The organism is bacterium (genome assembly GCA_022763185.1).
Taxonomy (GTDB): domain Bacteria; phylum Bdellovibrionota_G; class JALEGL01; order JALEGL01; family JALEGL01; genus JALEGL01.
The window spans coordinates 107,589-120,778 of record JALEGL010000014.1 but is presented as its reverse complement, the minus strand read 5'-3'; the positions used below and the strand labels follow the sequence as shown (position 1 = coordinate 120,778).

The window sequence follows — 13,190 nt, the reverse complement described above, 5'->3', positions numbered from 1 at the left end:
CCTCAACTTTTTTCTACTTGTGCATAGTCAAGCTCAACAGGGGTTGAACGACCAAAAATACTCACAAGCACTCTTAATTTACCTTTATCAGGCTTAACTTCATCCACTATACCATTAAAGTTTTGAAAAGGACCCTCGACAACACGAACATTCTCACCCTTTTCAAAGCTCATCTTTAATTTTGGATTAACCACACCTTCACTAATTTGCTGCGTTAACCTTAAAACTTCTTTTTCAGGCACTGGCGTTGGCTTCCTTGACGCACCGCCAACAAAACCAGTAACTTTTGGTGTTCCTTTTACCAAGTGCCACATATCATCGGTTAAATCCATCTCAACCAGTATATAACCTGGAAAAAACTTTCTTTTAGAAGATTTTTTTTGCCCCTGAACCATCTCTACAACATTCTCAGTTGGAATCAAAACCTCTCCAAAATTATCTTCAGCTGACAAAGATTTAATTCGCTCCAAAAGACCTTCTTTTACTCTTTGTTCATAACCTGAATAAACATGAACAACATACCACTTAAACCTTGGGTTTTTCACCTCTGATTGACCCTGATCATCATCAGCGACCTTGGTTTCTTCCACATTGTCTGCAGAAACCTCAACAGAAGAATCGTTCAACTCTTCACTGTTGTTATTGCCGCTAGCATTCGACTGTTCTTCATTAAAAAACATACTCAATCACACTTTCAGTACCAAGCCAATTAGACCTGTACACAACCAATCAAACACTCCCAATATACTTGCAGAAATAACCACCAAAATTAAAACCACCACGGTTGAGAGATAAGCCACTTTTTGGGTTGGCCATATAACCTTTTTAATCTCTTGTAAAACTTCATAGGCAAAGCTTTGCACCTTTGCTTGCCTTGTGTACAAAAACACTCCCAAACACGCCACCAATAAAGCTAATACTGTAGACGCTGGCAAAGTATCTAAAAACACAGGATTTTGTAACTTTGCATACCGCGCGACCATTAAAAACGCTTGATTTAAAACCCAAGCTAAAATTAAAGCCAATGTAACAAAACTAAGATTTATCCATTTTTTATCACCCGACATGACAAACACTCACCCTTAAAAAGCTTATACCTCCCCAAGTCAATTTCTTGAGCTGGGGGAGGCATATAACAAACAATTAATAATTATTCAATAATTTCTGATACCACACCGGCACCAACAGTTTTACCACCTTCACGGATAGCAAAACGCACTTCTTTTTCCATAGCAACTGGCTTCATAAGCTCAACTTCCATTTCAATGTTGTCACCTGGCATAACCATCTCAACATTATCAGGCAGCTTACAATCACCGGTCACATCAGTTGTTCTAAAATAAAACTGAGGTCTATATCCTTTAAAGAATGGAGTATGTCTACCACCTTCTTCTTTATTTAGAATATAAGCACTGGCTTTAAATCTTTTGTGAGGAGTTACTGAACCGGGCTTACATAAAACCTGTCCACGCTCAACCTCATCACGCTTGATACCACGAACCAAAAGACCCACGTTATCACCAGCTTGACCTTCATCAAGAAGCTTTTTGAACATCTCAACACCTGTTACAGTGGTTTTTTGTGTGTCATTTAAGCCAACGATTTCAATCTCTTCACCAACTTTAATAATACCACGCTCGATTTTACCGGTTACAACTGTACCACGGCCTTCAATTGAGAAGATATCCTCAACAGGCATCAAGAAAGGCTTATCAGTTTCACGTTTTGGCTCAGGAATGCTCTCATCTAAAGCAGCAATCAAGTCCCAAATGCACTTTCCGCCTTCACCTTCAGGATCTTCAATAGCTTTAGTTGCACTACCACGAATAATTTTGGAATCTTTAAAGTCATACTTTTCTAGAAGTTCTGTCACTTCCATTTCAACCAACTCTAACAGCTCTTCGTCTTCAACCAAGTCACACTTGTTTAAAAATACTGTAATTGAAGGTACGTTCACCTGACGAGCCAACAGTACGTGCTCTTTTGTTTGAGGCATTGGACCTGTGTGAGCACTCACAACCAAAATAGCACCGTCCATCTGAGCAGCACCTGTGATCATGTTTTTAATGTAGTCAGCGTGACCAGGACAATCAATGTGCGCATAGTGACGTGTTTCTGACTCATACTCAACGTGAGACAAAGCAACTGTAAGAATTTTTGTCGCATCTCTTCTAAATGATTTTGCATCAGCTTTAGCTACATCATCATAAGCTTTATAGTCAGCCATGCCTTTTGTTGCTAAAACACAAGTAATCGCCGCAGTAGTTGTTGTCTTACCGTGGTCAACGTGACCGATGGTACCAACATTAACGTGCGGTTTCGTTCTTTCAAATTTTTCTTTTGCCATTTTCTTTCTTTCTCCTACAGTTTTTTACTTTGCCTTTTAGTTTTCTAAAAAGCTTTTTTCATCTGGAGCCCGCGATCGGACTTGAACCGATGACCTCTTCCTTACCAAGGAAGTGCTCTACCGCTGAGCTACGCGGGCAATAACAAACTTTGATCATAAAATCAATGTTTGGAGCGGGGAACGGGACTCGAACCCGCAGCCCTCAGCTTGGAAGGCTGATGCTCTACCAATTGAGCTATCCCCGCAAGCACAGCGTATTCCTTATCAAGCCATAGTGGTGGAGAGGATAGGATTCGAACCTACGTAGGCGTTAACCGTCAGATTTACAGTCTGATGCCTTTAACCACTCGGCCACCTCTCCATCTAAACTTTAGTAAAACATTTTACAATTTTACTACCCATGGCATCCACCAACACAAAAAAATAAAAACCTGGTTTTATTTTTTCACTATGTCACTTTTTGCAAAGTGGAGCTGGTGATGGGACTTGAACCCGCAACCTGCTGATTACAAATCAGCTGCTCTACCAGTTGAGCTACACCAGCCTAGCTTAAATTAGTCTCTAAAACTTTGTTCGGCCATTTTTTAAAGACTAATAACAAAGCGCACCCAGTACTTTGTTTTTTTATGTTTGTCAACCATTTAGGAAAAGTTTAAATTTGATATATTTTCTTTAAAAAACTTTTTTATATTAATTACTTATATAAAGCTTTTCATTACGTCAACTTGAACTCATCTTTATCCAAGTTTATTTTTCTGATGGTCAAAATGATACATGGCTATTGCTGCTGCTGCACTTACATTTAAACTTTCAAAAGCAGGTTGATTGGAAACTTTATACACCTCATCACATGCATTCAGGGTTAATGAACGCATCCCTTTACCTTCATTACCCATGACAATAATAAGATCTTCATTTAAAAACTTAGAGTCTTCCAAAGTTTTTGTTGCGCTCACATCCAAGCCTAAACAAAAAAAATACTGTTGTTTTAAAAAATCAATCTCACGCTTTAGGTTATTGACACAAATAATGGGCAAACTGAACAAGGCCCCGCTTGACGCTTGAACAACTGTAGCAGTCATTGGAGCACTATTCCTTGTTGGAATCATGACTGCATCGTAGGAAAAAAACATTGCTGTTCTTACCATCGCACCAAAATTTTGCGGATCTTGAACTTGATCTAAAAGCAAAACGCGTTTAGCTCCAGCTTTACTTTTACACTCCTGCATCCAAGCCTTGCTTGAATGAAAAGTGCGCAACCTTACTTTAGCGTGCAACTGGCCTCTGTCTTTTTTACCTCTTTTAAACTCTAAACCATTAACTTGTTTGAGTTTACCCCCTAATTTTGAGAACAAAACGCTGTACTTATTATACGTTTGAGACTCAGCAAACTGTTTGCTCACACTAACAGACAAAACTTGGCAGTACTTGGAATAAACGGCGTATTCAAGTTGTCTTAATGTAAAAAGATCCAATTCATGCTGTTGCTGCTTCATTATATTCTGATTCCTTATTGAATGGGCTTATCTACAATAAAGCCACGTCCAAACCCTTTTTGCTCTAACTTCTGTATCATTTCATTGGCTTTGATCCGGTTATCATAAGGACCAACAAAAACTCTATGCCACAGCTGATCACCCTCTTGAGATATTAAAAAAGCTAAAAAGCCTTTAGACTGCAAGCGATCCACCTGTTCTTGGGCTTTCTCTTTATCTTTAAATGCACTTAACTGAATAACCAAACTATCTGGGAAATCCGTCTTTGCGCTATCCAAGGTACTTTTTGAGTCTAATTCATCTTGCCGAATAACAGGCGCTTGCATTGCCACTGGCTCTTGTTCAGCTTTTTTGGGTTTTTTTTTGACCAACAAACTTTTATGATTTGCATTATCTGTTGTATCAGCTTTCTTATTCAACTCGTCGTAAAAGATGAGCTGCTCAGGTCTTTTAATAACCTTTCTATCAACGATTGTCTCAAGTGACTCGTTGTATGTAACTTTATAAATGCCCTTTTGATAACCAATTTTATAGGAAACAAAGCATAAAAAAAAGACTGCCAATGGAAAGCCAATATAATAAACTTTTTGCTTATTTGTTGTGAATTTCATAAAAATAATTCATGCTTAAATTTATTTAAAGAGTTTAAAACCAAGTTGGCTTAACAGCCTTTTATGCTGATATGCTGACTTAATGAATAAGTTCAGGGTATAATAACCAAACTTGTATCATTTCTAACTCTTTTTATATACAATTGTTAATATCAACCATGCCTACAGAGCAACTCAAAATAAAAGAAGACCAACACATAGAGCAAAGTCCCTACTTTATTTTCCTAGATGCTTTGCAAAATTACCTTAAGCTCGGACAAAACGCTAGCAAAAATCAAAGATTAATTGAAAGCCTGCATGATAAACTCAAGGCGGTACCCAAATTTATTATACAATTTAATTTTCATAAGCTTTCTATTTCTTATCAAAGCCTTGAAAACTATACCTTTGACAAAACATCACCTTTTGCAAAATTATTTAGCATGGGCTTATACAAGATACGCATCCTTAATAGTCTTAACTTTGAAAGTTTCAATACGCTCTTGTCTCTTTTGACTGCCAGCGTCGATAAAACACCTATCAAAACGCATCAATATGACACTCTTAGCTTTGGGCTTTACTTTAAAAAAACCGTCCGGTTATCTTTTAAAAGCGCTATAAAAAAAGCCAGTAAAAACTTTGAAACTTTAAACATTGACGTTGATACCAATACACACATTTTCTCTTTTTTAAAAACACTTAAAACTTATCCCGAAACACCCAAGCTTAGGGATGACTTAGAAACAATCGTTTTCGCACTAGTGAAGAGTCAACTTTATCATGATGCATTAATTTTAATTGAAAGCTATACGCCCCAAAATTACACTCTTAAAAATACCCACAGCTTATGGTCACCAAACCTAATCACTAAAACTTTACACCACCTGAAATTTTTTAAACTATTAGCAGAACATGAAGAAGCATGCGAAAATCTTTTAAGCAGTATTCCAAGCGAACGCTTCTTGCTGTGCTTTAATTTGATAGAACAATTCAATCTACACCCTTCAAAAATGATTTTCATTCGATACTTGGCTAGAATTCACAGAGGTGACAGTGGTTTTTTACAGAAGATTTTTAACTTTTCACCTGATAAGGGCTACAGAAGAATATACAAAAAATCACTGCTCAAGCTTACATATATTCTTAACTCTAGCATAGACCCAATGCTGATCATGGCCATGACAAAACAGCTAGGCCCTCTCAACAAAAAGCAGTTACTTAAGCTGCTCTTACCTTATTCCCACCATCAAGATGTATGCGCCTGGCTTATTGAAAACCTCTATGACCAGACAAAAGAACAGCAGCATAAAGCTTTTCTGCGTATGCAAAACGTAAAACAAACTTTTGTAGCTCAACTGTTGCTTGATAAAGTTGTTGAAAAGAAAAACTTTATCCAAACTGACTCCATATTTAAAGAGTATGCCTATGATACAGTTTTAGTCAATTCACCAAAGCTTTTCACAGAGCACCTACAAAATCAAAAGTTAAACAAAGGGATGTTTTATAAGATTAAACATCTTGACGATTATATTTGTTTAGAAAAAGTTTTGAAAAAAAACCAATATTTTTCAAAAAGTACGGCTTTGAAAAAAATACAAAAAATCAGTCAAAGTTTTAAAATTCGTACGCTTAAAAATTTTTTTACGTTACTTGGATTAATTGATCATCCAAAAAAGTAATCTTTTATGTCTTATTCAATTAACCTCAAAACAAATAAGACCGATGAAAACTAAAGAAGAACTTGATCTTTTGCTTTAAATTCAATAAATATGCGTCATACAATATTGACTGTACGGTTTTGTAAACAAGGAGTATTTCGTTTGGCAAGAGAAGATTTAGTTTTGATTGAAGGAAAAGTGATCGAGGTCGCAGCTGGTGGTAACTTTATGGTTGAAGGCCCTAACGGCATGCGTATCGCAGCAAAACTTGCCGGCAAACTCAGAAGAAAACACATTCGCGTTATCCTTGGCGATCATGTTACTGTTGGTGTTTCTCCTTATGACCCAAGCCACGGTCTCATAACCTACAGAGGCAAAGATCCTGCTCTAAACAGATCTTAGTTCAGCACCACAATTTAACTACAGATCAAACTCATTAAACCATTGGGGCTTCTGAGTACGGTGGGTTGTCAAAGATTTCTATAAATTTTAGTTTTATACAACATTGACCTCTTGATGTCCTTCTTGGATAGACCCTACCAGCAAAGCATCTGGACAACTATGAACTATTTTATCCTTCTCTTCTGCACTGCAAACCAACACATACCCTAAGCCCATATTGAAAGTCTTAAACATTTCGTCTTCATGGATATTGCCTTTTTCTTGCAAAAAAGAAAATAGCCTAGGCACTTGCCAAGCGTCTTTTTGAATGATGGCATCACAGTTCTTAGGCAACACTCGGCTTAAATTACCTGCTATACCTCCACCGGTGATATGCGCCATGCCTTTGATTTGAACATTTTGTTCAAGCAAAGATACAATTGTTGGCACATAAATTCGAGTGCCTTCCAATAAACTCTGCCCCAAAGTAACATCAAAACCAGGATACGTTTCATTTAAATCCAATTGAGCGTGCTCAATCACTTTTCTAACCAAACTGAAGCCGTTGGAGTGAACACCAGACGAAGGCAAAGCTAGAATAACATCCCCCTCTTCTATGTTTTGGCCATCAATGATCTTGCTTTTTTCGACCAAGCCCACGCAAAAACCACTTAAATCAAAATCATTTTTGGCGTACAAACCAGGCATTTCTGCAGTCTCTCCACCAACCAATGCGCAGCCAGACAACTTGCAGGCACTTGCAATACTTTTAATCAGTTCTGTTGCTTGATCAGGATTAATAGACTCACAAGCATAATAATCTAAAAATAAAAAAGGTCTCGCCCCTAAGGTTAACAAGTCATTTACGCACATAGCCACTAAATCTTGACCCAAGTAGCGATAATCATTCATTTGTTTAGCCAAAAGTAACTTGGTTCCTACACCATCCGTTCCAGTCACAATCATAGGCTCTTTGTATTCACTTGGAATACTTGCCACAGAAGCAAATCCGCCTATACTATTTTGCACATACTGATGAAAGGTTTCTTTAGCCAAAGGTTTAATATTGTTTACAAAGCCATCACCTTTTTTTATATCAACACCAGCATCACTATAACTTAAACTTTTTTCAGACATGTGATAGCTTGTAACTCAGCCCAAAGAAAGAGTCTATGAGAATTTTCAACGCACTTAAAAAAATTTTAAAACGCTACTTTTTGTTGGGTTTGTTTGTCCTCTTACCTTTTTACATCACATTGAAATTTTTCATGCTGGTTTTTGGTTTTTTTGAAAGCATCTTACGGATTGACAATGGGACCTTTCTTTATATCATCCCAGCAGATTTTCATCCCAATTATTTACTGGGCTACAAAGTTCCAGGTTTAGATATCGTAATCACCATTCTGTTTGTTATCTTAGTGGGTATTTTAAGTCGAAATTATTTTGGACATACTTTGATTAGAATAGGTGACCGTATCATTGATCAAATCCCTCTTGCTCGTTCTATTCATAGAGTAGCCAAAGAGGTCTTAAAAAACTTTACAGCTGAAGAACATTACAACCAATACAAAAGAGTTATTTTAATTGAGTACCCTAGAAAAGGCTTATACACCATGGCTTTTGTTACCAGTGACCAACAAAAATACTTTTCACAAGTAACAGGAAAAAAACTCTTGAATGTTTTTGTACCCACGTCTCCAAATCCAACTAGCGGTTATTTAATTCTAGTTCCCGAAGATGAAACCATCCCCACAAACTTTGGTATTGAAGCAGCCTTTAAGCTTGTGATATCTGGTGGAATGGTCAATGTTGATTACGAAAATCCTGAGGTTTTATAATGACAAAAAAACCAACTTCCACACAATTCGCTTATAACCGACAAGCCAAACATAACTATCAAATCTTAGATAGCTTTGAAGTCGGCTGCGTTCTTTTGGGCAGTGAAGTCAAGTCTATACGCCAAGGCAATGTTCAACTTAAAGAAGGCTACGCTACTATTGTAAAAGATGAACTTTTTTTGGAGGGTGTCTATATCAAACCCTACGAACACACGGGTGGACATGTTGTGCCAAAGTCTGTGCGAACAAGAAAATTGCTGATGCATAAAAAGCAGATTCAAAACCTAGCCATGCAAATGGCTCAACAGCGTTTAAGCTTAATTCCTATGAAACTTTATCTGAAGCATGGAAAAATCAAACTGGAGCTAGCTCTTGGAAAAGGTAAAAAAGCCCATGATAAACGTGAAAGCATTAAACAGCGTGATGTTGAAAGAGATTTATTACGCTACAACCGTTAATTCTATAAAAACATCCAGTCTAAAAAGCACTTAAATCTTCTTTTAAAAAGTATTAACATCCTCTAGACAAAATGGACCAAACAGCAACATATTGAAGTCGTTACTTACTTCAACATAATTGGCAATATCATGAACTCTGGATTCATTTTGCCAGTACATAATACAACTGAGATTATTGCAATGTGCAGATCCATGTGAGGCATTATCATCTAGATGATTTGATGTAATGGGTAAGCCATTGTTAACCAAACCAATAACATGGCCAATTTCATGATTAACAACAATTTGTTGGGCATACGCTTCATAATGAGGGAAACTACTTGAAGCCAACTCTACTGCTGGTTTGAATACAACAAGCATGGCTTGCCCAGATATAGACAAACCTAAAACACTGGTTTCAGTCTCTTGTTGATCATTCTGAAAGTAACCATCTACCCATAAAATATAAATAGATGCTTGTTTACCATCCCAAGCGGAACTGGCTCGATGTTGCATTGCAAGGTGAACCAAATCTTGCCTGTTATAATTTTTATTCTCGGCAGGGATCTCATCCATATCTGAAGAAGTTAAGGGAATAAGCAAGTTTTTTGTCCCAGAAAAAATATAGTTTAGATTATAGCGTAGAAGCTCCCATACGGGCAAACCACTATTCTGATCAATTGTTTCTGGCAATGTCCCCTGCATATAATCAAGCTCAATGAATACTGTTTCGGTTTGATCAGAAAAAAGCTTATTGATATATTCCTTTTGCGGATCTACTCTTGCACAAGACACCAAAAAAACAACAAAAAGTAAAAAAATAGTGTTAAACAATTGGTGCATGCAGCCTTTCATTATATAAAACACAGGAGATGAAATCAATACAGTACTTCATTCCTATTATTTTAGGTCTTATTGTTCCCTTGCAGGCCATTGCCAATGCTAAACTGGGTGATAAACTTGGTCACCCTCTATGGGGAGCCTTGTTTAACTTTATCATTGCTATCAGCTGCATCAGCACAATAATCATTTTTACAGGTTTAGACAGACCAAACTTTTCTCAACTGCATGTTAAACACAGTTATTTATTAATGGGTGGTTTTGTTGGAGCTTTTTATATTTTTGCAAGTCTAGTTTTTGTTCCTAAAATGGGTGGACTGATTTTTTTTAGCACCTTAATTGCGGTGCAGTTGATGGCTTCCCTTTTTTATGATCACTTTGGTCTATTGGGCAAAACCATCATCATTACCCCAACAAAAACCTTGGGCATCATCTTACTCTTAATAGGAACATTTTTAATTTCTAAACCCTAAATAGCGCCCAAAGCAAATCAACCTGATTTTGTCTTTGAGCTAACTATAACGGTCTTTTTTAAGCTATATCTTGTGGAATTCTCAAAGTTTGCCCAGGATAAATTTTATCTGGATCAGCTAACATCGGTTTATTGGCTTCAAAAATTTGTTGATACTTCATCGGGTCATTATAGTACTCTTTAGCAATCTTAGATAATGAGTCGCCCTTTTTGACAGTATAAAACCTTGGCTCTACCGTTGACACTTTAAAAGTTGTCATTGCATCATCATTAACTTGAGCAATGCCTTCAATATTCCCAACCGCAAGAATCAACTTTTCTCGTTGCTCAGAGTTACCAGCTTCTCCTTTTAGATAAGCAGTTTCTCCTTGAACATCTACATTAAAGTCCACCACAGCCAACTGTAAATCTTTGGTTACAAAGCCAATAATCTTTTTTTCTATTTGCTCATTGTTTTGCTCTTCGTTACTTGCACCTAAAACACTGGCACCTACATCTTTAATAAAATTAAATAAACCCATGATATGACCTCCTTAAAAATAAAATCTGTATATTAATACAACACAACATAATGTTTTATGGATGTTTTTGACAATTTATATTTTAGATTTGTTTAAATTTAACATGGTTCTCTTTACTAAAAATAGCTTGTTGACTTTTCGCCAATCATGCTCAACCAGAATTTCTATTCAGTACAAAAACATAAGTAGTAATAACTTTATTAAACCTAGAAAGTACTTTATAGATCTGTTTTATGTTGCACTCTCTGTACATAAAAACAATCAAAGACTTAAGTCCATCTTTGGTTGTTTTTTTAATCTCATTACCTTTGGGTATGGGGGTTGCTCTGGCTTCAGGTTTACCTCCCGCATTAGGACTAATTACCGGAATAGTCGGAGGCATTGTTGTTGGTTTTCTTGGTGGCGCCCCCTTACAGATATCAGGACCGTCTGCGGGACTTGCTGTCATTATCTTTGAAATGGTACAGAAATATGGTCTTGAAGTATTTGCATTGATTGTCGTTTTAAGTGGGCTAATGCAATTTTTGGGGGGCTTCCTTAAACTAGGCCGCTACTTTAGAGCTGTATCTCCAGCGGTGATTAGAGGTATGCTTTCAGGCATTGGGGTTTTAATTATTGTTGGCCAAATGCATGTTGTTCTTGATGCTCAACTGTATGAAAGCGGGTTAAAAAACCTTATCATGATTCCTCATGCTATTTTTAATGCATTTGTTACCCGCTCTGATCCAAGCCAAAGTAGTGCTGCTCTGATTGGCACCCTAACTCTGCTTGTATTAATATTTTGGGAGCGTTTCAAACCAAAACATCTTAAAGCGCTCCCAGGTGCATTGTTGGGTGTTTTATCAGCAGTTGCTGTTTCTCAACTTATGGCTTTGGATATTCAATACGTTGATGTACCCAGCAGTATCTTAAACATCATAAACCTGCCTAAATTGGATCTTTGGACCAAGAGTTTTAGCGGCGATATCATTATGGCCGCCGTAGCCCTTGCCTTTATTGGTACCACTGAAACATTGCTGTGTGCAAGTGCTGTAGCACGTATGCATAATGGTCCAAGAACCAATTATAGTAAAGAGCTTGTTGCCCAAGGTATCGCCAATGTCATTTGTGGCATTTTAGGTGCTTCTCCAGTAACTGGTGTGATCAGCAGATCCACAGCTAATGTTGATGCAGGAGCCTCATCCAACGCTTCTTCTATACTGCATGCCCTCTGGATACTGGTGTTCATCTTATTTTTTCCCAGTTTATTGGCGTTAATCCCAAACGCAAGTTTAGCGGCAATATTAATTTATGTCGGTTTTAAATTACTTAATATCCCTGCAATTCGATCTTTATTCAAATACGGTAAGCCCGTTATATTTATTTTTTCAGCTACTATTTTAGGTATCGTGTGTTTAAACCTACTCAACGGTATTGTTATTGGTTTAGTTTTATCCACAGTCAAGTTGGTCTACTCTCTTTCTCACTTAGACATTGAAAGAAAAGTAAACAACAATACTATAGAAATTATACTGCACGGCTCTGCTACTTTTTTGGCGCTCCCTGAGCTGGGACATGAATTAGAAACCATTGATACTGGGACAAACGTCTGTTTTCACGTTGAAAACTTGGCATTTATTGACCATGCCTGTCTAGAGTTATTGTCTGCTTTCAAACACAGACATGAAGTAAACGGTGGGCATGTTGAATTAGAGTGGGACACTCTATTTGATCGATACACCAAAGGTAAAGCAAATACAGCTGATAAATATAAATTGCCAGACGATATTGATGACCCTATTAAAGATAGCTGAGCCTTCTTTTTATATTCATTCAATAATATTAGATCTAGATCTTAGAACTTTTGCAATTAGCTCATTAATCAGAGCTTCATGAATAAGGTGATGATCTTTTGCTTCCAACAAAGCTTCCTCTTTTAACTCTAGAATCATTTTTGCAAGCTCAGGGTCAAGTTGATATTTTTTATCAATCTTTTTTTTCAGACCATAAACACGTTCATACAATTTTAATATAATTTGTCTCTGACTAGAACCGTTGACTTCAAGCCCTAAAAAAAATTTATGCTTTAATTCAGTTATTGCTAAATATAAAATATATTTTTGTTCAACATTCAACTTTATATTTTTAGCATAACAGTTTAAATCATACTGAGGATCTGCTCGCCAATAATCCGTAAATGTTTTTTGCAAACTTTTCATGGTCCAATTTTTTGAAAAATCCTTCTTCAAAATTTTTTGGGTAATTAAAATATCTTTCTGCAAATCATCAAGTAACTCTAAATATCTATTAAAGTATTTTGCTTGGCAATGACTTCTCATATAGCGAAAAACATTTCCGCTAGCAGAAACATCTCGCAAGTAATCGGTATTTTTTTTTGCTTCAGGTAAAACGAGCATCTTTAATGTCATGCATAGTTTTATTTGATCACCTGATATTTCAGAATTCATTTGATTGGCTTGGAATGAATCCCAATATTGGCTGACAGTCTGAGCATAAACAAAGCTAGAAAAAAGAATGCTAAGAAAAAAAACCAAATTCTTTTTTTTATTATAATTATTTTTCACTATCATAATCAATATACAGCAACCTTAATGCCAAATGATTTCTTTT

Annotated in this window: 15 protein-coding genes and 4 tRNA genes; 6 read left to right on the top strand and 13 right to left on the bottom strand. The window is 36.6% G+C overall.

What is annotated here, in order from left to right; genetic code table 11:
* Positions 1-2 precede the first annotated feature (2 nt).
* From nusG to MRY82_08310, 9 genes are all read right to left on the bottom strand, one after another.
* Positions 3-545 (bottom strand): transcription termination/antitermination protein NusG, encoded by a 543-nt coding sequence (nusG, locus tag MRY82_08350; protein ID MCI5072930.1) that lies wholly within the window; start codon positions 543-545, stop codon positions 3-5.
* 141 nt (positions 546-686) lie between these two features.
* The gene (gene secE, locus MRY82_08345) at positions 687-1,067 is read right to left on the bottom strand and encodes a preprotein translocase subunit SecE (protein ID MCI5072929.1); all 381 of its coding nucleotides are present in this window, start codon (positions 1,065-1,067) and stop codon (positions 687-689) included.
* An 83-nt stretch (positions 1,068-1,150) separates the two neighbouring features.
* Entirely contained in the window at positions 1,151-2,347 is a 1,197-nt protein-coding gene (gene tuf, locus MRY82_08340) for an elongation factor Tu (protein ID MCI5072928.1), read from the bottom strand.
* Positions 2,348-2,410: 63 nt separating this feature from the next.
* A tRNA-Thr gene (locus MRY82_08335) sits at positions 2,411-2,485 on the bottom strand.
* 31 nt (positions 2,486-2,516) lie between these two features.
* Positions 2,517-2,592 (bottom strand) — tRNA-Gly (locus MRY82_08330).
* 30 nt (positions 2,593-2,622) lie between these two features.
* Positions 2,623-2,708 (bottom strand) — tRNA-Tyr (locus tag MRY82_08325).
* A gap of 107 nt (positions 2,709-2,815) precedes the next feature.
* Positions 2,816-2,891, bottom strand: a tRNA-Thr gene (locus MRY82_08320).
* A 193-nt stretch (positions 2,892-3,084) separates the two neighbouring features.
* On the bottom strand, positions 3,085-3,843 hold the full coding sequence (locus MRY82_08315) for an RNA methyltransferase (GenBank protein MCI5072927.1): 759 nt from the start codon (positions 3,841-3,843) through the stop codon (positions 3,085-3,087).
* A gap of 14 nt (positions 3,844-3,857) precedes the next feature.
* Complete coding sequence (locus tag MRY82_08310) at positions 3,858-4,454, bottom strand: SPOR domain-containing protein (GenBank protein ID MCI5072926.1); 597 nt, start codon at positions 4,452-4,454, stop codon at positions 3,858-3,860.
* A 158-nt stretch (positions 4,455-4,612) separates the two neighbouring features.
* Here MRY82_08310 and MRY82_08305 point away from each other — a divergent pair, with 158 nt between their 5' ends.
* Together MRY82_08305 and infA are read left to right on the top strand one after the other, a co-directional pair.
* Complete coding sequence (locus MRY82_08305) at positions 4,613-6,112, top strand: hypothetical protein (GenBank protein MCI5072925.1); 1,500 nt, start codon at positions 4,613-4,615, stop codon at positions 6,110-6,112.
* Positions 6,113-6,253: 141 nt separating this feature from the next.
* Complete coding sequence (gene infA, locus MRY82_08300; protein ID MCI5072924.1) at positions 6,254-6,493, top strand: translation initiation factor IF-1; 240 nt, start codon at positions 6,254-6,256, stop codon at positions 6,491-6,493.
* A 93-nt stretch (positions 6,494-6,586) separates the two neighbouring features.
* On the opposite strand, the gene purM is transcribed toward infA, so the two are convergent.
* Complete coding sequence (purM, locus tag MRY82_08295) at positions 6,587-7,609, bottom strand: phosphoribosylformylglycinamidine cyclo-ligase (GenBank protein ID MCI5072923.1); 1,023 nt, start codon at positions 7,607-7,609, stop codon at positions 6,587-6,589.
* Positions 7,610-7,644: 35 nt separating this feature from the next.
* Here purM and MRY82_08290 point away from each other — a divergent pair, with 35 nt between their 5' ends.
* A complete protein-coding gene (locus tag MRY82_08290) occupies positions 7,645-8,310 on the top strand; it encodes a DUF502 domain-containing protein (GenBank protein ID MCI5072922.1) in 666 nt (221 codons plus the stop codon).
* Positions 8,310-8,768 carry an SsrA-binding protein SmpB gene (smpB, locus tag MRY82_08285; protein ID MCI5072921.1) on the top strand — a complete coding sequence of 153 codons (459 nt, stop codon included), beginning with the start codon at positions 8,310-8,312 and terminating at the stop codon, positions 8,766-8,768. The genes MRY82_08290 and smpB overlap by 1 nt, the downstream gene beginning before the upstream one ends.
* 42 nt (positions 8,769-8,810) lie before the next feature.
* On the opposite strand, the gene MRY82_08280 is transcribed toward smpB, so the two are convergent.
* Positions 8,811-9,590 carry a hypothetical protein gene (locus MRY82_08280; protein ID MCI5072920.1) on the bottom strand — a complete coding sequence of 260 codons (780 nt, stop codon included), beginning with the start codon at positions 9,588-9,590 and terminating at the stop codon, positions 8,811-8,813.
* Between the two features lie 29 nt (positions 9,591-9,619).
* Between MRY82_08280 and MRY82_08275 the strand changes: the two genes are divergently transcribed.
* Positions 9,620-10,060, top strand: a complete 441-nt coding sequence (locus MRY82_08275; protein ID MCI5072919.1) for a DMT family transporter — start codon at positions 9,620-9,622, stop codon at positions 10,058-10,060.
* Positions 10,061-10,118: 58 nt separating this feature from the next.
* Here MRY82_08275 and lysM read toward each other — a convergent pair whose 3' ends face one another.
* Positions 10,119-10,580: a peptidoglycan-binding protein LysM gene (gene lysM / locus MRY82_08270; protein MCI5072918.1), complete on the bottom strand. Its 462-nt coding sequence runs from the start codon at positions 10,578-10,580 to the stop codon at positions 10,119-10,121.
* Between the two features lie 233 nt (positions 10,581-10,813).
* On the opposite strand from lysM, the gene MRY82_08265 reads away from it, so the two are divergent.
* On the top strand, positions 10,814-12,373 hold the full coding sequence (locus MRY82_08265) for a SulP family inorganic anion transporter (GenBank protein MCI5072917.1): 1,560 nt from the start codon (positions 10,814-10,816) through the stop codon (positions 12,371-12,373).
* Positions 12,374-12,388: 15 nt separating this feature from the next.
* Here MRY82_08265 and MRY82_08260 read toward each other — a convergent pair whose 3' ends face one another.
* Positions 12,389-13,144 (bottom strand): hypothetical protein, encoded by a 756-nt coding sequence (locus MRY82_08260; protein MCI5072916.1) that lies wholly within the window; start codon positions 13,142-13,144, stop codon positions 12,389-12,391.
* Positions 13,145-13,190 lie beyond the last annotated feature (46 nt).